At 65.6% G+C, this 23,912-nt stretch carries 18 protein-coding genes; 6 read left to right on the top strand and 12 right to left on the bottom strand.

Annotated elements, in window-relative coordinates:
* Positions 1–31: 31 nt before the first annotated feature.
* From DVT68_RS09540 to DVT68_RS09525, 4 genes are all read right to left on the bottom strand, one after another.
* On the bottom strand, positions 32–1,081 hold the full coding sequence (locus DVT68_RS09540; RefSeq protein ID WP_114824839.1) for an NAD-dependent epimerase/dehydratase family protein: 1,050 nt from the start codon (positions 1,079–1,081) through the stop codon (positions 32–34).
* A 6-nt stretch (positions 1,082–1,087) separates the two neighbouring features.
* On the bottom strand, positions 1,088–1,663 hold the full coding sequence (locus tag DVT68_RS09535) for a TetR/AcrR family transcriptional regulator (RefSeq protein WP_114824838.1): 576 nt from the start codon (positions 1,661–1,663) through the stop codon (positions 1,088–1,090).
* Positions 1,664–1,897: 234 nt separating this feature from the next.
* A complete protein-coding gene (locus DVT68_RS09530; RefSeq protein ID WP_114824837.1) occupies positions 1,898–2,374 on the bottom strand; it encodes an SRPBCC family protein in 477 nt (158 codons plus the stop codon).
* The gene (locus tag DVT68_RS09525) at positions 2,367–2,702 is read right to left on the bottom strand and encodes an ArsR/SmtB family transcription factor (RefSeq protein ID WP_114824836.1); all 336 of its coding nucleotides are present in this window, start codon (positions 2,700–2,702) and stop codon (positions 2,367–2,369) included. Before DVT68_RS09525 ends, DVT68_RS09530 begins: the two co-directional genes overlap by 8 nt.
* 244 nt (positions 2,703–2,946) lie before the next feature.
* Here DVT68_RS09525 and DVT68_RS09520 point away from each other — a divergent pair, with 244 nt between their 5' ends.
* Complete coding sequence (locus DVT68_RS09520) at positions 2,947–3,990, top strand: Vgb family protein (protein WP_114824835.1); 1,044 nt, start codon at positions 2,947–2,949, stop codon at positions 3,988–3,990.
* A 42-nt stretch (positions 3,991–4,032) separates the two neighbouring features.
* Here the strand turns inward: DVT68_RS09520 and DVT68_RS09515 are convergent, their stop codons facing one another.
* The 8 genes from DVT68_RS09515 to DVT68_RS09480 form a co-directional block, all read right to left on the bottom strand.
* Complete coding sequence (locus DVT68_RS09515) at positions 4,033–6,195, bottom strand: prolyl oligopeptidase family serine peptidase (protein ID WP_147281697.1); 2,163 nt, start codon at positions 6,193–6,195, stop codon at positions 4,033–4,035.
* Between the two features lie 263 nt (positions 6,196–6,458).
* Positions 6,459–7,850 carry a sugar porter family MFS transporter gene (locus DVT68_RS09510; protein ID WP_325050417.1) on the bottom strand — a complete coding sequence of 464 codons (1,392 nt, stop codon included), beginning with the start codon at positions 7,848–7,850 and terminating at the stop codon, positions 6,459–6,461.
* Between the two features lie 54 nt (positions 7,851–7,904).
* Positions 7,905–8,828 carry an SMP-30/gluconolactonase/LRE family protein gene (locus tag DVT68_RS09505; RefSeq protein WP_114824832.1) on the bottom strand — a complete coding sequence of 308 codons (924 nt, stop codon included), beginning with the start codon at positions 8,826–8,828 and terminating at the stop codon, positions 7,905–7,907.
* Positions 8,825–9,577 (bottom strand): SDR family NAD(P)-dependent oxidoreductase, encoded by a 753-nt coding sequence (locus DVT68_RS09500; RefSeq protein ID WP_114824831.1) that lies wholly within the window; start codon positions 9,575–9,577, stop codon positions 8,825–8,827. The genes DVT68_RS09505 and DVT68_RS09500 overlap by 4 nt, the downstream gene beginning before the upstream one ends.
* Positions 9,578–9,579: 2 nt before the next feature.
* A complete protein-coding gene (gene dgoD, locus DVT68_RS09495) occupies positions 9,580–10,728 on the bottom strand; it encodes a galactonate dehydratase (protein ID WP_114824830.1) in 1,149 nt (382 codons plus the stop codon).
* Complete coding sequence (locus DVT68_RS09490; protein ID WP_114824829.1) at positions 10,725–11,363, bottom strand: 2-dehydro-3-deoxy-6-phosphogalactonate aldolase; 639 nt, start codon at positions 11,361–11,363, stop codon at positions 10,725–10,727. Before DVT68_RS09490 ends, dgoD begins: the two co-directional genes overlap by 4 nt.
* Before the next feature lie 4 nt (positions 11,364–11,367).
* Entirely contained in the window at positions 11,368–12,291 is a 924-nt protein-coding gene (locus DVT68_RS09485) for a 2-dehydro-3-deoxygalactonokinase (RefSeq protein ID WP_114824828.1), read from the bottom strand.
* Positions 12,292–12,293: 2 nt separating this feature from the next.
* Positions 12,294–13,013 carry a FadR/GntR family transcriptional regulator gene (locus DVT68_RS09480; RefSeq protein WP_114825322.1) on the bottom strand — a complete coding sequence of 240 codons (720 nt, stop codon included), beginning with the start codon at positions 13,011–13,013 and terminating at the stop codon, positions 12,294–12,296.
* Positions 13,014–13,795: 782 nt separating this feature from the next.
* Here DVT68_RS09480 and DVT68_RS09475 point away from each other — a divergent pair.
* From DVT68_RS09475 to DVT68_RS09455, 5 genes are all read left to right on the top strand, one after another.
* The gene (locus DVT68_RS09475) at positions 13,796–16,273 is read left to right on the top strand and encodes a TonB-dependent receptor (protein ID WP_114824827.1); all 2,478 of its coding nucleotides are present in this window, start codon (positions 13,796–13,798) and stop codon (positions 16,271–16,273) included.
* 86 nt (positions 16,274–16,359) lie between these two features.
* Entirely contained in the window at positions 16,360–18,018 is a 1,659-nt protein-coding gene (locus DVT68_RS09470) for a GH35 family beta-galactosidase (RefSeq protein WP_114824826.1), read from the top strand.
* A 151-nt stretch (positions 18,019–18,169) separates the two neighbouring features.
* Positions 18,170–19,375 (top strand): glycoside hydrolase family 27 protein, encoded by a 1,206-nt coding sequence (locus tag DVT68_RS09465; RefSeq protein WP_114824825.1) that lies wholly within the window; start codon positions 18,170–18,172, stop codon positions 19,373–19,375.
* 97 nt (positions 19,376–19,472) lie between these two features.
* The gene (locus tag DVT68_RS09460; protein WP_114824824.1) at positions 19,473–21,347 is read left to right on the top strand and encodes a glycoside hydrolase family 35 protein; all 1,875 of its coding nucleotides are present in this window, start codon (positions 19,473–19,475) and stop codon (positions 21,345–21,347) included.
* Between the two features lie 96 nt (positions 21,348–21,443).
* Positions 21,444–23,909 (top strand): GH92 family glycosyl hydrolase, encoded by a 2,466-nt coding sequence (locus DVT68_RS09455; protein ID WP_114824823.1) that lies wholly within the window; start codon positions 21,444–21,446, stop codon positions 23,907–23,909.
* Positions 23,910–23,912 lie beyond the last annotated feature (3 nt).

The raw sequence follows: 23,912 nt of genomic DNA, 5'->3' as shown, positions 1-23,912 counted from the left end.
CGCTTTGTTTTGGGGCGTTCGCCGCAGAAAGTCAGGCGATTCCTTGCGTGTAGCTGTCTGCTCCGGGGCGGAAATTCCAGCGTAGCGAGTGACCAACTTTGAGGTCTTCTTCCATCGCGACCTCATAGCTCCGCAAGCCATCGTCGCGCGAGGTCATGCCGATATAGCCCAGCTCGCGGCGTGCGGCAGCATCGCTGACGGTGAACTCCCGCCCGATCATGCGCACCATGGAGCGAGACAGTGGTGGGTCGCTGTTTTTCCGAAGGGTGGCCCATACAACATCCATCAATCGCCCTGAGGCTGAGGCCAGCCAATAAGGCATCGAGCGCAGTTCGCTGATGGAAAGGCCCTGCACACCTGCAATTGATGCGATGAACTCGCGGAAGGTTGGCGTCTGCTGATCAGTGATGAAATAGGCGCGACCGCCAGCGCCGCGTGTCAGTGCGCACTGGACGGCTTCGACTGCGTTGTCCACATGGCAAGTCGAGAACGCATAGTCGCCTCTGTCGATGAAGGCGAACTGGCCTGAGTTGATTGCGCGCGGTAGCGCGCGGCTGAATGGATCGCCCGGCCCCCAGAGTGCCGGCGGGCGCAATGCGATGGTGCGAAACCCCGGGTTGTTGGCAGCCAGCACGATTTGCTCGGACTGCGCCTTGCTCGCCAGATAGGCCGAAAAGTGCTGCGCAAAGGTAGGAGCGCTTTCGTCCGCATGGCGGATGGGCGAACCGGGTTCGTCCATGATGATGCCCGCCGCGCTGATGTGAACGAAACTCGCCGCGCCTGCGTGCACTGCCGCTGCGAGCAACCTGGCTGTGCCATCCACATTGGCGTGAAAGAAAGGCGCACGTGGTCCAGAGAAGCGAAACATGGCCGCCGCATGCACCACGGCATCGAGCGCGGGCAGTGCCAGCGGCGCGCTGTCTTCCAGATCGCCGGCGACAGGTTGGGCGCCCAGCTCCTGCACCTTTTCACGGGACGACGCCGAGCGCGCAAGCGCAAAGACCTGATGACCTGCTGCCGTCAGTGCGGGGATCAAGCGACTGCCGAGAAGGCCGGAGCCTCCGGTGACGAGGATTTTCATGGCCGATCAGCCGTTCGTATCCGTTGTGTGGGTTGTCAGGATGGCGCGCATGGCGTTCTCGCGGATGTCCTCGAGAACGGCGGGCGAGGGCGCCGCCGCGTGGCGCAGTTGCGCCGTGACATGGAGCAGAGATGCCGCGTTGGCCGACGCCCACATCACATCCGCCGCGACTTCGACCGCTAGCGCAAGCCGCCCCTCGGCGGCGATGGCGGAAATGCGCTCGATGAGCAAAGCGAATCCTTGCTGGGCAGCCGGTATCTCTGCCCCCTGGAGAACGCGTCCCAACATCGCTGCATAGAGCCTGGGTCGTGCCGCCGCGAAGCGCACGTAGTCGTCCCAGCCATCGCGCAGGACGGAAATGGGATCAGGCGAGTGCGCGGCTGCATTCTTGCTTTCAAGGAACTGCGCGAACGCCTCCGCCATCGCGGCGCTCAGCAGGCCGTCGGCGCTGCCGTAGTGGTGATAAAGCGTCGGCGCGGTGACTCCGGCAAGGGAGCAGACCGCGCGCGTAGAAAACTGCGCCTCGCCTTCTTCCTCGAGAACCTTCAGCGCCGCAGCAAGCAGGGTGGCCCGTGTATCCATGCCTCGACTATAGCGCTGATATAGTCGTTTGTATAGCGGTGATATAGCCGGACGCTGGGGCGTTGTTTGCAAGGAGAACGGACGGCCCCGACAACGGCCCACGACCGCCATGAACGGGCGGGTGGCCGTCATGGCGCTGGGCGAAAGCATCGAGCCTCAGGGCACGTCCCCGCAGCCCAATGTGGAAAGAGCCTTGCCGCGCGATGGTTGCCTCGGGAGCCCTTTTATACGTCGTTACCGCGCGCCAGCCTTGGCGCCCTCGGCGGGGTAGGGCTCCTGCAACGCGGGCGAGCCCGTCTCAAGCAACGACTTGAGGTTGGAGATGACCTTGGGCCAGCCACCGGACACGGCTTCGATCAGCTTCGAGGGTTCGCGTTCGATGGTGTGGGTGATGGAGAGCTTCACTGCTGTGTTGCTGGGCTCCAGTTCCATGGTGCATAGCGAGGGGCCTTCGGCCTTGAGCTCGGGTCGGTTCTGGTGCTGCCAGCGAATCACCAGGCGCCTCGGCGGATCGGCCTCGACGATCTCGCCGGCGTCGAACACCTCGCCGTCTCCGGACACCAGCGTCCACGGGGATCCCGGTGTCCATTGGCTTTCGCAGTGCATGCCGAACCAGTACTGCTTCATGAACTCCGGGTCGGTCAGCGCCGACCACAGTTTCTCCGGTGTGGTGCGGATGTAGGTGACGTAGACAAAGGTTGATCTAGTCATTGGATTTCTCCAGTCGTTTCTTCAGATCGGAAAGCGCCTTGAGACGACGCTTTTCGAACTTGGCGATCCAGCGTTCGTAGATCTCCTGCAGCGGGACCGGATTGAGAAAGTGCAACTTTTCGCGGCCGCGCCATACAACGGTCACCAGGCCTGCCGCCTCCAGCACGCCAAGGTGTTGCGTCACGCCCTGCCGGGTCATGTCGAGGTGCTCGCACAGGTCATTGAGCGTTTGCCCGTCATGGGCGTGCAGCAAGTCGAGCAGCTTGCGCCGGCTGGGGTCGGCGAGCGCCTTGAAGAGCAGGTCGGTGTCGTCGAGGCGCTCTGGCATGTATCGCAAAGGCAAGTGATAAGTTGCCTATTTTATATGCAATAACAAGCTTGCATGTCAAGTGCCGGCCACCACGGCCGTCGCGATCACTTCACTCGTTCGCTGCGGCGAAACGCGTTGTGGCTGAACGTAGGTGGATGGCAACCTGATTCGCCGTGGGTTGGGCGCCGTCCATCGCTCGGGATAAGTGCCAAAATGAAGTCCTTGCGCACTTTGCGGCTCATCCTGTGACGAGGAGGCGGCCATGCTGAAGATGACGAGAGAACAGGTTGTTGCGATAGCGACCAGGATTCTCGAATCCGGGCCTGCACGATGGATGGCGATGGCCTTGCTGAGCGCCGTGCTGGGCATCAGTGCGGTGCAGGCGCAAACGCCACCCTTCGAAACGTTTGCCGTTCCCGCTGGCAGTGGGCCGCACGACGTTGCGACATCACCCGACGGCACCGTGTGGTACACCGCGCAAAGGAAGGGCGCGATCGGACGGCTGGATCCGGGCACCGGCAAGATGGATTGGGTTCCGCTCGGCGATGGCGCCGCGCCGCATGGCGTGATCATTGGCCCCGATCGCGCAGCATGGATCACGGAAGGTGGCAACAACGCGATTGTTCGCGTCGATCCCAAGACGCTCGCGGTAAAGCGATTCCCGCTGCCGAGCGACCGCAAGGACGCGAATCTCAACACGGCGGTGTTCGACAAGCGGGGACACCTGTGGTTTACGGGGCAGAACGGCATTTACGGTGAGCTCGAACCGGCCAGTGGCCGCATGCGCGTGTTCGATGCGCCACGCGGTCGCGGACCTTACGGCATCTGTGTCACGCCGGATGGCAACCTGTACTTCGCATCGTTGGCCGGTAGCTATCTGGGTCATATCGATCAGGCCAGTGGCGCGGCGCAGGTCATCGAACCGCCGACTCCCAACCAGGGCGCCCGTCGCGTGTGGGCTGACTCCAAAGGGCACGTCTGGGTCAGCGAGTGGACCGCTGGCAAGGTGGGCAGGTATGACCCGGCGACGCGTCAATGGAAAGAATGGCGGCTGCCCGGCAAGGATCCACATGCCTATGCGATCTTCGTGGACGACAAGGACATCGTCTGGCTCAGTGATTGGGGCGCGAACGCGCTGGTGCGGTTCGATCCACGCACCGAGCGCTTCGACGTGGTGACGCTGCCGCAACAGCAAGCCAACGTGCGCCAGATGATGGGTCGCCGGGGCGAGGTGTGGATGGCCGCGTCGGGCACCGACCATCTGTTGCGCTACCGATCCGCTGCGGCCGGCACGCGAGGCGACTGATGGCGATGCCGGCTCTCCGAGCCGCCGGAGCGGACAACGCCGTCAAGGCTCCGAGGCCACCTCCGCTCGCCCAGGCAATTGCGCATCGAGGAACGCATACATGTCGACGCTTTCCGCCACGCTGGAAGCGACGGTGCTGGTCATGTGGCCCGCGTTGGCGTCGGTGCGGATCCATACCGGTCGGGTCTCGCTCGACGCGGCGCGCAGACGGGCGGCGAACTTGCCGGTCTCCCAGGGTTCCACGCGGCTATCGTTGAGGCCAACCATGAGCAACACCGCGGGATACGCCACGCCAGGGCGAATGCGCTGGTAGGCATCCATGGCCAGCAAGGTGCGCAGGCCGTCGGCGGTGCGCGGATCGCCGGTCTCGGCGATCTGATTGGCGCCGTTGCGTTGTTCCAGCAGGCGGACCGGGTTGAGCATGCCCACGCCGATGACGGCTGCGCCGAACGATTGCGGTGATTGCGCAATGGCATTGCCCATCAGCAGGCCGCCAAAGCTCTGCCCGAAAATGGCCGTGCGCTCGGGCGAGCTGTAGCCCAACTGGTTCAGCGCCTCGGCGCTGGCAATGAGGTCGTTGACGCTGTTCCCCTTGTTGGCGCCCTGGCCGGCGCGATGCCACGCGTCACCCTTGTCGCCACCGCCGCGTACATGGGCGATGGCATAGACGCCGCCACCTTTCACCCACTGCAGTCGGCGCGGGCTGTAGAACGGTTGCATGCTGATGCCGTAACCGCCATAGGCCTCGACGATGCTGCGGTTCTGGTGGTCGGGCACGGCGTCCTTGCGATGAATGATGGTCAGCGGCACGCGGGCGCCGTCCCGGCTTGTCGCCTCGACTTCTGTGACAGTCAGATCGCTGAAGTCGATCGCGCCGCTGGCATGCGGCGTTACATCCTGCATGCTGGAGGCGTTTGGTCGGTAGCGCAGCAGGGTCCATGGCTTGATCCACCCGTCCAGGGTCGTGACGAATCCGTCGTCGCGCGCATCCGTGGCGAAGCTGTCGGCACTGCCAGCGAAGGGCAGTGCGATGGGCGTCGCGTGCCCGGTTGTGTAATCGATGCGTTGGAAGCCATCGATGCCTCCCGTCATGCGCTTGGCGTACAAGGCGTCACGCGACGCGCGCATATGGCTCAGCACCGCGTCGCCTGACTCGGCCAGCACTTCGCGAGCCTGCGCTAGCTTGGACGGACCCGACCTCAGATCGAGCGCCAGCATCCGCCCGTTCGGGTGGTCCTTCATCGACATGAGGTACAGCGTGTCGCCGTGGAGGGCCACCTCATGCACGTTGTCCGCGTAGTCGACTGGGCACCGCCACGCCGCGCTGCCGCGCAGCAAGTCATCCCGACGCGCGTAGCACCAGCGTGACTCGGCCCGGGCGCCACCGATTTCCATCAAGGCCCATGGTCCGTCCTGCTGCACATCGGCCAACGGCATTTCGCGGGCATCCAGCGGAATGCCGCCCGTCGCGCGGGAGACCAGCACGACGTCGACATCCTGTTTGTCGCCCAGCCGGTGCAGTCGCACGCGCATGTCCTGCATCGGATCATCCTGCGCCTGGTCCGAGGGCTGGGCCATCTGTGTATAGGTGAAACCACTGCTGTCAGGCAGCCAGCTGGCGCGCATCTCGCTCCAGACGGGCCCCACCTCGTCCGGCAGCCACCCACCGTGTTCGACATCCAGCACGCGGATGCGCGTGATCTCGCTGCCACCCTGGTCCAGGTTGACCGCGACGCGCTTTCCATCCGGCGAGGGCGCGTAGCTGGCGATGCCCGATGGGCCCTTGCCGCCTTGCGTGGTTGCTGGATCCAGCAGCAACCGCTGCGTTCCATCGGGTTCGCGCAGCATCAGCTTGCCGCTGGTGGCGCCCTCGATCTGCAGGTAGAACAGTCGGCCTGCGGCGGTGGCTGGACTGACCTGCAGCGCAAGCTTCTGGCTGATCACCTGCAGGCGGTCCCGCCATGATGCGCTCCCGGGGAGTCCGTCGAGCTGGCGGCGCGTGTACTCGCCTTGCGCCTTCAGCCAGGCCTGGAATTCGGCGTTGTCCTTGCCCTCCATCCAGCGGTAGGGATCGGGCAGGTTCATGCCGAACGGATGATCGACCACGTCCACGGTGCGCGCGACGGGCGGCGCCTCGGCCGATACGGCCATGGTGGAAGCGGCGAGCGACAACAGCATGCCGATGCCTGCAAGACGAGCGTCCACGACGAACTCCCTGGAAGCGCCTGCGCTTCCGCGTCCGTGAATCGTTGGGTAGCCACCTGCCCCTGACAGCTCGGGCGGATGCTACGCATCGTCGGTCATCGCACGGTGAAGAGATCGCCAAGGGCTGAACGCCCGGCGTGCATGGCTTTCGGGACTCGTTTGCCGTGGCGGACTCGTCGCCCGACGGCAGTCACGCGCGCCAGGCGACGCCAGGCGTCCGTTGGGCGCCCCGCTCCCCGCGTTGCGCGGGGAGCGGCGGTGGCTCACTCACCGATATCGCGCAGGCGCTTGCCGTGCATGAGGTTGCGCTCGATGTGCTCGAGGCTCACGCCCTTGGTTTCCGGCACGAGCCAGAAAGTCAGCGCGATGAAAATGAGATTGAGGCTGGCGTAGAGCCAGAACGTGGCCGAGTTGCCGATGCCATTGAGCAGGCTGAGGAAGGTCGCGCCCACGATCATGTTGGCGACCCAGTTGGTGAAGGTGGAGCAGCCGATGCCGAAGTCGCGTCCCTTGAGCGGCTGGATCTCCGAGCACAGCGTCCACACCAGCGGGCCGGCGGACATGGCGAAGCCCACAATGAAGACCAGCAACATGACCACGGTGAAGATCTGTTCGCCATGGCCAGCCAGGTTGCCGTGCATCATGGTTCCCACCACGCCAAGGCCCGTCGCCATCACGGCGAAGCCGGTATAGAGGATCGGCTTGCGGCCCCACTTGTCGATCAGTGCAATGGCGATGAAGGTGGCCAGCACGTTGGTCAGGCCGACCAGCGCGGTGAACCACATCTGTCCGTGGGTGTCGTAGCCCATCTCCTGGAAGATGCGCGGGGCGTAGTACATCACCACGTTCATGCCGGTGAACTGCTGCATGAGCTGTAGCAGCACGCCCAGGCCCACCGAGCGGCGGAAGTTGCGGTTTTCCAGGAACAGATGCCAGCCGCGCTGAGGGGTCTTGAGCTGCTCCTCGATCTCCGCCGCCTCACGTTCGGCAACATTAACGTCGCCGCGCAGACGATGGAGGATGCGCATGGCTTCCTCGCGACGGCCGCGCATGAACAGCCAGCGGGGGCTATCAGGCAACAGCAGCACGCCAAGCAGGAACAGCGTGCCCGGGATGGCGATGATGCCGAGCATCCAGCGCCAGGCGCCGGAGTAGCTGAGCATCGTGTCCGACAGGAAGGCCACCAGGATGCCGACGGTGATCATCAGCTGGTAGGTGGAGATCATCGCGCCGCGAATGCGTTCGGGCGCGACTTCCGCCAGGTACAACGGGGCGGCGAATGTCGCCACGCCGATGGCCAGGCCGAGCACGACACGCGCCGCGATCAGCGTCTCCGGCGACCACGCGTAGCCGGACAGCACCGAGCCCAGCACGAACAGCACGCCGCCCAGAATGAGCGAGCGCTTGCGTCCGAGCGTGGCCGACAACCAGCCAGCGCCGAGCGCGCCAGCCGCGGCGCCAAGCATCATGGCGCTGACGATCCATTCGATGGTGCGGTCGTCGACGCGAAACTCGGCCTGGATGAATTGGGTGGCGCCCGATATCACGCCGATATCCAGCCCGAACATCAGGCCGGCCAGCGCGGCCAGCAGGCAGGTAAAGACGACGGTGGCCCTGGCTTGGAACGTAGATGACTCGATGACTTCGGCGTTCACGAAATGGTCTCCCCCCATTTGCATTGAAGATGGCCCTGGCGGGCGGTCGCGAATTCAGTGTTGGTGTGACGATCCGGCAGCAATGACATGGGCCGGCGGCCCGGCAAAACGTGGTTCGGGCAGACCGCAAACGTCGACGCGCACGGCGAACAACGCGCCCGCGAACGGCTGGGCCGTGATTGCATTGGCGCTCAGCCCGAGGCGCGCACTCGTAATGTAAAGCGTGTCGAGCTGCGCCCCGCCAAAAACCGCGCGCGTAGGCTGCGAGGCCGGTACATCGATGACGCGATCGAGCCGGCCATCAGGGTGGTAGCGGACCACGCGACCCAGTCCCCACTGGGCGTTCCACAAACCACCGTCGCGGTCGACCACTGAGCCGTCCGGTTCTCCTCCGGAGAGATCGATCGTGGCGAATACGGTCGGCGCCCCGCAGCGCTCGCCGTAGTCGCAGCACTGGATCACCGGCGAGACGGAGTCGCAGAAGTACATGCGTTCGCCGTCGGGACTGAAGGCGATGCTGTTGCTTATGGCTACGTCCGGCAGGGGCAGGCGCTCGAGCGAAAGGTCGCGGTTCAGGCGGTAGTAGCCGCCAATCGGCTCCCGAGGCGCGTCATCGGTCGGCTCGTGGAGGGTGCCGAACACGAAACGTCCGTCACGGTCGCAGGCGCCATCGTTGACGCGCGTCGGCAGGCCGGCCTCCACCTCGGTGATGGTCACCAGGGTCTGGCTGGCGGGCTGGAAGAAGGCGAGGTGCGACGCTAGTCCCAGCAGCAGCCAGCCATCGGCTTCGCACAGCGCGAAGCTGGCCAGTCGCTCAGGCAGTCGCCAATGGTCGAGCGCGCCGTGTTCCACCCGATACCGCCACAGCGTCGATGCGCAGATGTCGGTCCAGTACAGCGCCTGCTCGCGGTCGCACCAGAGGACGCCTTCGCCCAGCTCGTTGTTGAGGAGCACGGCGACCTCGGCGGCGTGTGTCATACCCAGCCGCCATCCACGATGAACTGCTGGCCGGTGCACATCCGACTGTCGTCGGCGGCGAGGAACAGCGCGGCGCGTGCGATGTCCTCGGCCATCAGGTGGCCGGGGAGGCACTGCTTGCTGGCGATCTCCGCCTCGCCCTCCGCATCCAGCCAGAGCTCGCGTTGCTTGGGGGTGATCACCCAGCCGGGCACCAGCGCGTTGATGCGGATGCGCTCCTTGCCCAGTTCGCGCGCAAGCCCGTTGACCAGGCCGAGCACGGCGGCCTTGGCGGTGGCGTAGATGGGATAGCCGGCGTTCTTCTTCATCCAGCCGGTGGAGCCGAGACAGATCACCGAGCCGCCGCCGCAGGCGCGCATGCCCTCGCGTACGGCTTGGGTGGCGAAGTACTGGTGCCGCAGGTTGACCGCGATGTTGCGGTCGAACTCCTCGGCGGAGGTGGTCGAAAAGCGGTGGCGCACATCGTTCGCGGCATTGTTGACCAGCACCCCGATGGGGCCGCAGGTGGCGATCGCGGCGCGCAGCGCATCGAGGTCGGTGACGTCGCACGGCAGGAATTGCGGGCGGTGGCGCGCGCCTGCGAGCGCTGCGCTGAGTGCATTGCCGCTGGCGTCATCGATGTCGACAAAGCTGACCCGGCTGCCCTGATGGGCGAAATGTTCCACCAGCGAAGCGCCGATGCCGGTGGCGCCGCCGGTGATGAATACGTGGCGATCGACCAGGCTGGGATAGGAGGCGAAGTCGCTCATGCTCACCACTCCGCCACGCTGCCGTCGGCGTGGCGCCAGACCGGATTGCGCCAGCGATGGCCGATGGCGGCACGCTCGGCCACATAGTCCTCGTTGACCGAGATGCCGAGCCCCGGGCCGCCGGGAATGGTCACGCAGCCGTCCTCATACGCGAACACGCTGCGGTCGTTCACATAGTCGAGCAGGTCGTTGCCGGCGTTGTAATGGATGCCCAGGCTCTGTTCCTGGATGAAGGCGTTATGGCAAACAGCGTCGAGTTGCAGGTTGGCGGCCAGCGCAATCGGGCCCAGCGGGCAATGGAAGGCGATGGCCACGTCATAGGCCTCCGCCATCGCCGCGATCTTGCGTGTTTCGGTGATGCCGCCGGCGTGCGAGGGATCGGGCTGCAGGATGTCGACGCCGCCGATGGCCAGCACGCGCTTGAAGTCGAAACGGCTGTACAACCGTTCGCCCAGCGCGATGGGGGCAGGAGAAATCGCCGCCAGCTCGGGCAGCGCTTCAAGGTGCTCGGACAGCACCGGCTCCTCGATGAACATCAGCCTGAACGGGGCCAGCTCGCGCATCAGCACCTTGGCCATCGGCTTGTGCACGCGGCCGTGGAAATCGAGCCCGATGCCGACGTTCGGTCCCACCGCGTCGCGCACGGCCTGCACGTTCTCCAGCACCTGCTCGACCTTGGCGTGGCTGTCGACGTACGACAGTTCCTCCGTCGCATTCATCTTCACCGCGGTGAAGCCGCGCGCCACCGCCTCGCGCGCGGCGCGCGCCGTGTCGGCCGGGCGATCGCCGCCGATCCAGGAGTACACGCGGATGCGCTCGCGCACCGGGCCACCGAGCAAGGCGTGCACGGGCTGGCCAAGATCCTTGCCCTTGATGTCCCACAGCGCCTGGTCGATGCCGGCGATGGCGCTCATCAGCACCGGGCCGCCGCGATAGAAACCGGCCCGATACATCACTTGCCACAGGTCCTCGATATGACGCGGATCCTTGCCGATCAGGTAGTCGGACAACTCGTCCACTGCCGCGGCAACCGTGTGGGCGCGGCCCTCGACAATGGGCTCGCCCCAGCCGCAGATGCCGGCGTCGGTGTCGATGCGCAGGAACAGCCAGCGCGGCGGCGTCACGAAAGTGGTCAGCCCGGTGATCTTCATGTGGCTAGGCCCTTGGAAACGAGATGGGAGCGCCAGGCGGCGGCGAAGGCATGGGCGCGCTCGGCGACGTCGACGGTGGTGCGGCCGGGTGCATAGAGCGAGCCGCCGATGCCGAAACCGGTCGCGCCGGCCGCAAGCCACGTCGCCATGGCGTCGGGCGTGATGCCGCCGACGGGCAGCACGTCGGTGCTGATGGGCAGCACGGCACGCCACGCCTTCAGTCCGGCGGGGCCGACCTGCTCGGCGGGAAACAGCTTGAGCGCATCGGCGCCGGCGGCCAGCGCGGAAAACGCTTCGGTGGGCGTCGCCACGCCGGGTACGCAGTGAAGGCCCGCGCGTTTGGCCTCGGCGATGACTTCGACATCGCAATGAGGCATGACAATGAGGCGTCCGCCCGCCGCGGCGACCTCGCGCACCTGCGACGGCGCGAGCACGGTGCCCGCGCCGATCAGAGCGCGATCGCCAAAGGCGTCAACCAGGCGGCGAATGCTTTCCAGCGGATCGGGCGAGTTGAGCGGCACCTCGAGCACGCGAAAGCCTGCTTCGACCAGCACGCTGCCGATGCCGACGGCCTCGTCGGGGCGGATTCCGCGCAGGATCGCGACCAGCGGGAACGGAGCAAGCCAGGACTTCATCGGGTCATGCCTCGACGCCGGGAGGAACAAGGGAGGCGAGGGCGGCCAGTCGCCACAGCCCGCGAGCCGTCGTATCGGATGGCGCTGCGAGCAGTTGCAGACCGAACACGGTCGCCGCGCGGACATAGCGTTCGACCAGCGCATCCTCGCCGACGATGTGCAGAGAGGCGCGCGGCGCGATCCAGCCGGCGGCAAGTGCGGCGCGCAACTCTTCGCCAATCAGCAGGCCGGAGAGGTAACTGGGTACCGAGGCGGGCGCGAGCTTGCCGTCGAGCATCAGGCTGCGCGCCAGGAACACACGCGACAGCGCGCCGGCAGCGCCACTGTCGCGCGCCGCGAGCAAGCCTTGGTCAAACGCCTCGTCGTCGGCCACCGATGGCGGTAGTGCTGCGCCAAGCACCGAGTGGCGGCACAGCATCCCGTACAGCTCGCCGGTCATCACGGTGGCCACGCGCGTCATCCGGCCATGGCGCACGCTCACCCATTTGCTGTGCGTGCCGGGCAGAAGGATGTCGGTGCTCCCCGGCGCATCGGCGTACGTGGCCAGCAGGCCGGCAACCTGGGTTTCCTCTCCACGCATCACGTCCGGACGCGAGGGGTCGCGTACACCAGGAACAAGATAGAGGCGGCGTCCGTGGCGCGTGTCCAGCGCCGCCAGGGCGCTGGCCAATTGCGCGACGCTTGCCGGTGTATCGACGTAGGGAACTTCGAGCCAGCCGTTGCGACTGCCGACCATGCCGCAGGCAATGACCGGCGCATCGGGCCACCCTTCGACCGCCTCCGAGAAGGCGCCGTCAAAGCCGTGGTCAGGCAGCTGGCGCACGCCCCAGGGCAGGGCGCGCACTTCCTGCACCTCGCCGCGCTGGCCAAGCCGATAGGAGCGCAGATGCGTGCTGCCCCAGTCGATGGCGATCAGCGCGGTGGTCATGGTCAGGCCTTCCTGCGGCTGCGCTTGCGGTTTCGCTGCAGGCTGGCGTGCGAGTCCGCGATCATGGCCAGCATCGCCTTGCGCGCGGCCTCTGGCTGCTTGCGGCGGATGGACTCCAGCACCTTGTGGTGGTGCGGCAGCGAGTATCGGAAGTCGCTCACGTTGCGCGCCGACAGCGTGAAGAAGGTGCCAAGCGAAGATTCCACCACGGAGAACAGCGACTGCAGCAGTTCATTGCAGGTCGCGTGCAGCACCGCGTCGTGAAACTGCAGGTCGGCCTCGGTCCATGCTTCCAGCGTCTGCGCCGCTTCCATGGCGCGATACGCCGTTTCGATCTCGGCGAGCTGGGCGGCGGTGCGCCGCCGCGCTGCTGCCGCAGCCGCGGCCGGCTCGATGATTTCGCGCATCTCCACCAGCTTGTCGACAAAGTCATCCGGCGGCATGGAGGCGCAGCGCCAGGCCAGCACGTCGGCGTCCAGCTGGTTCCAGTGGCGTTCGTCCAGCACGCGGGCGCCCACGCCGGTGCGCGACTCGATCAGGCCCTTGGCCGACAGCACCTTGAGCGCCTCGCGCAGCGCCGTGCGGCTGACATCAAGGCTTTCCGCCAGCGTCTCTTCGCGAGGCAGCACCTCGCCCGGCTTGACCTTGCCGCTGACGATGCGCTGCCCGAGTTCGTGCATCACGTGCCCGTAGAGACTGCGTACGGCGTTGGATTTCCTCATGAACTGCTCGTGCTCCCCCATCGCGACGAGTGCCCCCGCAGCGCGCCGCGCCGCCCTCGGGGCATTTGTCATACAAATTGACTATAAGCACTTTGCAGGCGTCCTGCCAAGGCGTGATCGATGTTTTTGTCAATGATCTTCGGCATGCGCGCGATCGAAGACGGAATGATCAATGTCGCGCTGCGAAAAGTCGCGTCGGTGGCGAAGTCGTTCGTGCCAACCGGAGACCACTGAAACTTGGCTGCGCCGTGCCGATTACATGCGCGTGTGTGTCTGTCGCGGGATGGTGGTGCGACGCACAAGCCATTGCCGCTGCGTCAAAAGCCGCTTGCACGATAATCATACAATGTGCTTGCATGGATGAAAGACGGGTACGTGTCAGGGATGCGTCGTGAGGCTTCGACGCAGCGTTGGCGAGGGACGGGCGCCGTCGTGGGCGGGGTTGAGTCGGGCCATGGGGATGGTCGGGACGTCTGCCCGGGGGGTTCGGGGAAAACGCATTTGCAGCAGATGACCTGGGTTTGACCACGACAAGCGCGTGTCCGTCCTCGCCCCACCGGGGGACGTGGCGCGGCGTGCGGGCGAGGTGATGGCGTCTACGGCAAAGCCAGGCTGTAACCCTGCTTGATGGGGGGGGTACGGCTTCGGGGGTTAGGGGATCGTTCGTCGTTTGGGGTGGCGCCGGACCGGCCGCAAGGCGTCGAAGACGTCATCCCGCGACAACAGGCAGTCGTCGTCCCAACAAAAAACGAATTGACAAGATTACGGGGAGATTCTTGATCATGCGCCAACGTTTGTTACCCAGCTATCTGCGCCATGCCCTCTACAGCGGCGTGGCGATGGCGCTTTGCGCGCCGCTTGCCACACTGGCGCAGGATGCCGCGCAGGCGGGCACGGGCAGCGCCTCCGCCGCGCCGCAGGACACCTCAGCGACGGCCGACCAGAACAACGCCAGGCAGCTTGGCAAGATCGTCGTCACGGCGCAGACCCGTACGCAGGAAATGCAGGAAGTGCCGATCGCGCTGCAGATCGTCACCGCGGCGCAGATCCAGCAGCTCGCAGCGACCGACCTGAGCAAGATGTCGATTTTCGTGCCGGGTCTGGGCGTGGACGGCAGCCAGCCGACGCAGCCCTCCTATGAGTTGCGTGGCATCAGCACGTCCAATTTCGGCATCGGCACGGAGCCTGCGGTCGGCGTGTACGTCGACGGCGTCTACGCCGCGCGATCCGGCGGCGCCCTGCTGGCGTTCAACGACATCCAGCGCATCGAAGTGCTGAAAGGACCGCAGGGCACGCTGTTCGGCCGCAACGCGGCGGGCGGCGCGATTTCGATCGTTACCAACGAGCCGTCCGACAAGCTCGAGGGCCATGCCACCGTGCGCTTCGGCAACGAGGGCGAGAAGTACGTTAGCGGACTGCTCAACCTGCCGATCAACAAGGACATGGCGCTGCGCGTCAGCGTGGTCGACAACCAGAGCGACGGCTGGATCACCAATCAGGCGGATGGCAAGCGCTTCGGCGGAAACGACGACTGGGGCACCCGTATCGCCTACCGCTGGAACATCACGCCGGATACGCGCGTGCTGGTGTCGTGGGACCATGAACGACTCGATCAGACGCCGCGCCCGCAGATCGGCATCGTCCCGATGTCCAGCGACGTCTACGAGCGCCCGCCGTTTCCGGCCGATCCGACCACCTTTCTCAATCCGCTGCATGCGCCGCTCTACAATGTCGGCGTCGATCTGGCCGAGACGCGCACGTTCAACGGCGCCAACTTCGTCATCGACCACTCCTTCTCCTGGGGCAGCCTGACCGCAACGACGGCCTGGCGCGGGTTCGATACGTACAACGACATGAGCAACGACGGCACCAACCACGTCGTGACCCATCTCGACACGGCCAACATCGAGCACAACAACAGCTGGTACCAGGAATTCAAGCTCACCGGCAACAACGACCTGATGGACTGGGTGTCCGGCGTGAGCTTCTATTCGGAGCAGGCGCGCCAGGCCAACCAGGTCAATACCAACACCGATAGTCTCGACACGCTGGCGCTGAACGTCGCTGGCGCCCCCTTTCCGCCACTCGCCACGATCACGCAGGGTTTGCAGGCGTTCGGCCTGCCGTACAACTTCCTCGGCGATTCCTGGCGTGAGCAGATCAACAACAACGGCAATTTCAAGGCCTATGCCGCGTTCGGCGACGTGATCTGGCACCTCAACGACAAGCTGGATCTCACCACCGGCCTTCGCTACACCAAGGACGACAAGGATTTCACCTGGTACAACGTGCCGCGCCAGGCGCCGGCCTATGACCAGACGCTGGCGGCGCTGATGGCCAGCGGCATCTACGCCATCCTGCCGACCATCGCCCAGCAGGCCCTGACGCAGTTCAGCACCAACGTGGTGTTCCCGAACGACGTCGGCGATAGGGTGGAGGCCTCCAACAGCTGGCATGACTTCAGCCCGCGCGCGGTGCTGAGCTACAAGTTCACTCCGGACATCATGGGCTACGGCTCGGTGACCAAGGGCTACAAGGCGGGTGGCTACAACAGTCTGGAAATCGGCTCGGTGTACGCGCCTGAAAAGGTCTGGAACTACGAGTTCGGCCTGAAGACCGTGTTCCCCGAATACAACCTGCTGTTCAACACCTCGGCGTACTACTACAAGTACTCGAACCTGCAGTCCAACGTGCTCAATCCGAACTACTCGGGTTCGGGCGTGCCGTTCTACGAGGTCAGCACCAGCGACCAGCACGCGAAGGGCGTGGAGTTCGAAACGCAGTGGTTCCCCGTCGATGCGCTGCGACTTAACCTGACCGCCGCCTACATCGATGCCACGTACCTGAGGGACACCTCGACCACGGGCGTCAACCTGGCCGGGCAGGCCACCGGCGAGCCGCTCTGGTCCGCGACGGCGGGCTTCGACTACACGTGGCATGGCGTCATGCGCGGTGACCTGGAGGCAAGCATGCAGTACGCCTATCGCGGCGCGACCCGCTGCAATGCCGACTCGGGCATCCAGGGCGCGTGCTACTCGACGAAGGCCTTCACCATCGGTACTTCCACCAATCGCACCGATGCGCGACTGGATTGGCATACGCCTGACCAGAAGTACGGCGTTGGCCTCTACGGCAACAACATCTTCAACAAGCGCTACGTGCTTGGCGTCGGCAACGAAACGACTACGGTGTTTGGCACCCCGTATGCGACGGTCACGCCGCCGCGCACGTTCGGCATCGAGTTCCGCGCGGGCTTCTGACGCAACCCGCCTCGCCTGACGGGGAGCCGCTTCGGCGGCTTCCTTCTTCACAACGACATACAGCCTTCGCTAAGGACAGGCTTCCCATGACCAACGATCCGCGCTCGCCGAGCGCCCCCTCGCGACTGCCGAAAGTGACCGCCGTCGCGTCCGCACTGCTGGCGCTGTTCGTGCTGACCACCGCCTGCGTGGCCAAGTCCACCGCTGCGCCCATCCCGAGCATCGAGAAGAAGGACGGCCAGGCGCACCTCATGGTCGACGGCGCGCCGTACCTGATCCTCGGCGGTCAGGTGCACAACTCCGACACGTCCAATCCGGCCGATCTCAACAAGGCCATGGACGTGCTGGCCAGCTGGCAGGCCAATACGGTGGAAGTGCCGATCTACTGGGAAGCGATTGAGCCAAGCAAGGGGCAGTACGATTTCAGCTCGGTCGACATGGCCATCCAGGCTGCGCGCAAGCACGGCATGCGCCTGGTGTTCCTGTGGTTCGGCACCTGGAAGAACGGCGACAGCCAGTACGTGCCGGAATGGGTGAAGCAGGATCCGAAGACCTATGCCCGCGTGAAGGGCCCGAGTGGTGAAGTGACCTCGATCATCTCGCCGTTCAGTCAGGCGACGATGGATGCCGACACCAAGACCTTTGCCGCGCTGATGCAGCACATCAAGAGCGTCGATCAGAACGATCGCACGGTGCTGATGATGCAGGTGGAGAACGAGCCGGGCAACATCAACACCGATCGCGACTACTCCGACGCGGCCAACAAGCATTTCGGCGAGGCCGTGCCCACCGCGCTGCTTGGCTACCTGGACAGCCACCGTCAGCAGCTGACTGCACCGATGGCGCAGGCGCTGAGCCACGCGCCGAAGGCAGGGACCTGGAGCCAGGTGTTTGGCGAAATGGCGCCGGAGGCTTTCAATGCCTGGGCGATCTCCAACTACGTCAACACGGTGGCTGCTGCCGGCAAGAAGGAGTACGCGCTGCCGATGTACGTGAACGTGTGGCTGATCGAGGGCGTCGAACGTCCCGGTCGCTGGCCCAGCGGCGGCGGCACGGTCAACGTGCTGGATATCTGGAAGGCCGACGCGCCGGCCATCGACATGGTCTCGCCGGACATCTACTACCCGAAGTTCTACGACGCGGCGGCGCAGTACAACCGTCCGGACAATCCGCTTTACGTGCCGGAGGCGAACTTCAATCCGTACTTTGCCGCGTTCGCCTATACCACCTTCGGCGCCTTCAATGGCATCGGTTTCAACCCGTTTGGCATCGACGACGTGGTGACCAAGGGCGATGTCGGCGCGGCGATCGGCATGCGCTTCCAGGACACCTATAACGTGCTGCGTCCGCTGTTGCCGCTGATCGCGCGCAGTCAGTACACCGGCAAGCTGCATCCGGTGCTGCAGGGGCTGGGCAATGGCGAGGACTGGAAGCAGTCGGTGCGCCTCACCGAGCGCCTGTCGGCCAATGTCGACTTCACCTCGCCGTTCGACCCGGTCAAGGGCCGCGCGGCCGGCATGATCATCGAGCTGGCGCCGGATGACTTCGTGGTTGTCGGTACCGGGTTCGACGTGGTGTTCCGCGAGATGCAGGGACCGCTGCGTGATGCGGAAACCCTGTCGATCGAGGAGGGGACGTTCCAGGGTGACCAGTGGGTGCGTGGCCGCCGCCTCAACGGCGACGAGCGTCACGTCTCGCTGCCCCAGGACCACTCCACCATTCTGCGCGTGCGCATCGCGAAGTGAACTTGATGACGGTGGCATCGATGCGATCGAGGCCACCGCCGAAGTTTCAAGGCGGCAGCGTTGGCGGGAGCTGATGCGGTACGCCAGGTAGTTGCGGCATGGACATGGCCGGCGAACCTGATCGCCGGTCGACAAACGGGGAGGTATCGCTATGCGTCGTTCGTGTACGGCCTGGTTGGCCGCCGTCCTTTGTCTGGCCCAGGGCATCGCCCAGGCGACGCCGGTCGCGGCGACGCCGCCGATGGGCTGGAACAGCTGGAACTACTTCGCCGAAAAGGTCACCGATGCGGATGTACGCGCCGCTGCGGACGCCATGGTGGCCAGCGGCATGCGCGACGCCGGCTACGTCTACGTGAACATCGATGACGGCTGGCAGGGACAGCGCGACGCGAACGGCGTGATCCACTCCAACGCGCGTTTTCCCGACATGAAGGCGCTGGCTGACTACGTGCACGCGCGCGGGCTCAAGCTGGGCATCTACAGCTCGCCGGGCCCGAAGACCTGCGCCGGCTACGCCGGCTCGCTGGGGCACGAGAAGCAGGACGCCAAGACCTATGCCGAATGGGGCGTCGACTACCTCAAGTACGACCTGTGCAGCTTCGGCGAGCTGATGAAGAGCACCGCGCCGAGCAATCCCGAGCAGCAAATGCGCATGATGCATGAGGCCTACGCCACCATGCGCACCGCGCTCAACGAGGCCGGGCGCCCGATCGTCTACTCGTTGTGCCAGTACGGCGTGGACGCGGTTTGGGAGTGGGCGGCCGACCCGAAGGTGGGCGCCAACCTGTGGCGCACCACGGGTGATATCGCGCCGCACGGCGAGTTCGTCTACGCGATCGCCACCATGCAGGCAGGCCTCGCCAACTACGCCGGCCCGGGCCACTGGAACGATCCGGACATGCTCGAAGTGGGCAACGGCGACCTCACCGAGGCCGAGAACCGCACGCACTTCAGCTGGTGGGCAATGCTTGCCGCGCCGCTGCTGGCCGGCAACGACCTGGCCCACATGAAGCCTGAGGTGAAGGCCGTGCTCACCCGTCGCGAGGTGATCGCGATCGACCAGGATCCGCTGGGCAAGCAGGGCACGCGCGCTTATACCGACGGCGAGGTCGAGGTATGGACCAAGCCGCTGAGCCATGGTGGTCTGGCCGTCGCGGTGTTTAACGTGGGCGATACGCGCTACGCCGGCACCCATCCGTTCCGGCTCGACCTCAAGCGGCTTGGCTTGCACGGCAAGCAGCAGGGCACGGACCTGTGGACCGGCAACGCGGTGACGCTCGACGACCATCAGGTGGTGGGCCTGGCGTCCCACGACGTGTGGCTGGTGCGCATCGACGCGCCGCATACCGCGGGTTGAGGAGGCTGGTCATGGTGAATCGTCCAGGGTCCGCCATTCGAGTCGAGGTCATGCCGACGTGATGACTGTCTTTCGCAAGTCGATTTCGCGTGGATGCATGCCATCGTCAGCCAAGCGGTGGGCTTTGGGCCTGAAGGGTGCGGCGGGCCTGTGCCTGGCCGGAGCTTTGGCGGCGTCGGTGGCCGGAGCGCACGCCGCGCCCTCGGCCACCGTCACCATCGAGGGCGATCACTTCGTCCAGGCCGGCAAGCCGCACCAGATCATTTCCGGCTCGATGGATTTCCAGCGCATCCCGCGCGCGTACTGGCAGGACCGCCTACGCAAGGCGCGCGCGATGGGCCTGAACACGATCACCACCTACGTGTACTGGAACGCGCTGGAAGCGCAGCCGGGAAGCTTCGATTTCAGCGGCAACAACGACGTGGCGGCGTTCGTGCGCCTGGCGCAGAAGGAGGGCCTGGACGTCATCGTGCGTCCCGGTCCCTACGTCTGCGCCGAATGGGAGGCGGGTGGGTTTCCGGGCTGGCTGTATGCCGATCCGCATCTGCGCGTGCGCACGCGTGACCCGAAGTTCCTGAGCGTCGTTGACCGTTACTTCCAGCGGCTTGGCAAGGAGCTTTCGCCGCTGATGGCGGCGCATGGCGGTCCGATCATCGCCGTGCAGGTGGAGAATGAATACGGCTCGTTCGGCGACGACCGCGCCTATATGGAGGAAATCCACCAGGCGTTGATCCATGCAGGACTTGGCAGCAACCTGATGTTCACTTCCGACGGGGCCGACGGCTTGCCACACGATGCGTTGCCGGGCGTGCTCGCGGTGGTGAACTTTGGTACCGGCGATGCGAAGACGTCGTTTGGCAAGCTGAAGGCGTTCCGGGCGGGCCAGCCGCTGATGGCTGGCGAATACTGGGACGGCTGGTTCGACCAGTGGGGCGTGCCCCACGTGCACACCGACGCCAATGTGCAGGCCAGCGAGCTGGCGTGGATGCTCGAACAGGGCTACTCGGTGAACATCTACATGTTCGAAGGCGGCACCACCTTCGGGTTCATGAATGGCGCCAACTACCACGACGACTGGAACGACCACTACACGCCGGAAACCACCAGCTACGACTACGACGCCGTGCTGGACGAGGCGGGCCGGCCCAAGCCGAAGTTCGCGCTGTTCCGCGACGCCATCGCCAAGGCCACCGGGGCCACGCCGCCGTCGCTGCCCGCGCCGACCGCGTTCATGGCGCTGCCGCCGTTCTCCCTCGCCGAGCACGCCTCGCTGTGGGACAACCTGCCGGCGCCGGTTGCGGTGGATCTGCCGCAGTCGATGGAGAGCTTCGGCCAGAGCTATGGCTACATCCTCTATCGCACGGAGATCGCGGGTCCCGCCGCCGGGAAGCTCTATCTCGGCGAAGTGCGCGACTACGCGACCGTTTATGTGGACCGCAAGCTGGTGGGCACGGTGGACCGCCGCTTGAAGCAGGTCGACCTGCCGATCACGCTCGATACCGGTAGGCACACGATTGATGTGCTGGTGGAGAACACCGGACGCATCAACTACGGGCCGCGTCTGGCCGATGGGCGAGCAGGCCTGGTCGACCCGGTGCTGCTGAGCGGCAAGGAGCTGCACGGCTGGCAGGTCTATCCGTTGCCGATGTCCGCGCCCGAGTCGATCCACGGCTGGACCACACAGCCGGTGGTCGGCCCGGCCTTCCATCGCGGCCACTTCAGCGTCAGCAAGCCGGCCGACACCTTCGTCGACGTCAGCGCACTGGGCAAAGGCGTGCTGTGGGTCAACGGCCGCAACCTCGGTCGCGTCTGGGACATCGGTCCGCAGCAGTCGCTGTATCTGCCGGGGCCGTGGATCCACGCGGGTGAGAACACCGTGGTCGCCTTCGATCTGCAGACGCCGGACCAGCCTGTATTGCGCGGCCTGACCGAGTCGCGCTGGTCCAGCCTGGCGGCTCCGATTTCCGAATGATCGTGCGCGCTGCGATCAGATCGCGGCGCCATCCGCCGCATGCACGCAAGCTTCGCTGCATGTGGCGCACATAGACAGCTTGAGGGAGAGTGCAAGATGGTGTCACGTCGGCAGTTCCTGCAGGGTCTCGGGGCGCTCACGGTGCTGGGCACACCGCTCACTGCCCTGGCGCGTGGAGTGGCTCAGGCATCCGCCGGCAACGGGGCCACTGGCTCGATGCGTGCGGGTGCCACCGGCCTGTCGCAGTACGTCGACGTTTTCGTCGGCACCGCGGGGCACGGCCATACCTTCCCGGGCGCCTCGATGCCTTTCGGCATGGTGCAGCTCAGTCCGGACACCAACGACGCCGGCTGGGATGCCTGCGCGGGCTATCACCAGCTCGACGGCTCGATCATGGGTTTCTCGCATACGCACCTGAGCGGCACCGGCGACGGCGACCTGATGGATGTGCTGGTGATGCCTGCGCAAGGTCCCGTGCTGCTGCAACCTGGCGATCGCGGCCTGCCGGACCGGAACCACCACTCGCGCTACGACGGCATGGTGAGTCCCACTGCCATGCTGCCACCCGACGAGAAGCCGAAACCGGGGAAGGGCTATCGTTCCCGCTACGACCGCAGCTCGGAGCACGCGCGCCCCGGCTATTACGAGGTGCGGCTGACCGACCACGCCATTCACGCGGAGCTGACCGCCACGGAGCGCGCCGGCATGCATCGCTACACCTTCGGGCAGGCGGGCGACGGGCATTTGCTGGTCGACATGACGCATGGGTTCCACGATCACGCCGACGTACCCGCCGTCGTGACCGACGCAGAACTGCGGCTGGTCGGCAACGACACGTTGGTGGGCGGGCGACGCGTGCACCAGTGGGCCAATGGCCGCCACATCTACTTCGCGATGAAGGTCTCGCAGCCGATCATGCGGGCGACGCTGTATTCCGAAGACCAGGCCCTGCCGTCTGACACGCGCAAAGCCAAGGGCGCCCACTTGAAGGCGACGCTGCACTTCAGCCAGGTTTCCGGCGCGCCACTGCTGGTCAAGGTCGGCATCTCGGCCGTCGACATCGAAGGCGCCTTGCGCAATCTCGACGCGGAGATGCCCGGCTGGGATTTCGAGCACATCCAGCAGGCCGCCGCGGCGGCGTGGGAGCGTGAGCTTGGCCGCATCCGGGTCAGCTCCCAGTCGCCGTCGACGCTGCGCAATTTCTACAGCTCGCTCTATCACACCATGCTGGCGCCGACGCTGTTCAGCGACGTCGACGGCCGCTATCGCGGCATGGACCTGGCTGTGCACCAGTTGCCCGAGGGGCAGCACAACTTCAGCACTTATTCGCTGTGGGACACCTACCGCGCGCTGCATCCGCTGTTCACGCTGTACCAGCCCGAGCGCGTGCCGGACATGGTCAACTGCCTCGTGCGCATGGCGGTGGAGAGTCCCAAGGGGCCGCCAATCTGGCCGCTGCAAGGTGTGGAAACCGAATGCATGATCGGCCACCACTCGGCCGTGGTGATCGCCGAAGCCCTCGCCAAGGGTTTCACGGGCATCGATCACCAACGTGCCTGGCCGGTGTTCCGCAAGCGCGCCTTCGAGGATGACTATCGTGGCCTGGCCTACTACCGCAAGCTCGGTTACCTGCCCAGCGACAAGGAACACGAGGGCGTCAGCCAAACCCTGGAATACGCGTATGACGACTGGGCGGTGGCGCATCTGGCCGATGCCGCCGGCGCCCATGACGATGCGCGCGCACTACGCGAACGCTCACGCAACTACCGCCACCTGTTCGACGAGTCGATGAGCTTCGTCCGCCCGCGCGCCGCGGACGGGCACTGGCTGGAACCGTTCGACCCGCGCGGCATGGGCCATTCCTCGCGCTGGCGCGACTTCACCGAATCCAACTCCTGGGAAGCCACCTTCCTCAACCAGCACGACCTGTACGCCTACATGGGCCTGTTCGGCGGCCAGCAGGCGTTCGAGGCCAAGCTGGACGGCCTGTTCACCACGAGCTCCGACCTGCCGGCGGACGCGCCACCGGATATCGCCGGCATGGTGGGCCAGTACGCGCACGGCAACGAACCCAGCCACCACATGGCTTACCTGTACGCGTACACCGGCGCGCACTACAAGACCCAGCAGCGCGTGCGCATGCTGATGGACACCATGTACGCGCCGGAGCCTGACGGCCTGGCCGGCGACGAGGACTGCGGTCAGATGAGCGCGTGGTACGTGCTCAGCGCGCTGGGCCTGTACGCGGTCGACCCGGTGAGCGCGCACTACGTGTTCGGCAGCCCGGCGCTCGATGGGGCCGAACTCGAACTCGCCGGCGGCCGCAAGCTGATTATCCGCGCCATCGGCAACGCCCCGGACAAGCCGTATATCCAGTCAGTGACATGGAACGGCAAGCCGCGGACGCGGAGCTGGATCGGCCACGCCGAACTCGCCGCCGGCGGCGTGCTGGAATTCCACATGTCCGCCACGCCGAACAAGGCGTTTGGCGAGGCGCTGGCCGATCGACCGCCGTCGTTTGGTGCGGCGGCTGGCGACTCGCTGGCAATTGCCGCAGGTTGAGAC

The organism is Dyella solisilvae (assembly GCF_003351225.1).
Taxonomy (GTDB): domain Bacteria; phylum Pseudomonadota; class Gammaproteobacteria; order Xanthomonadales; family Rhodanobacteraceae; genus Dyella; species Dyella solisilvae.
The sequence above is the reverse complement of the archived record's forward strand: the minus strand, read 5'-3'. Positions and strand labels throughout refer to the sequence as shown.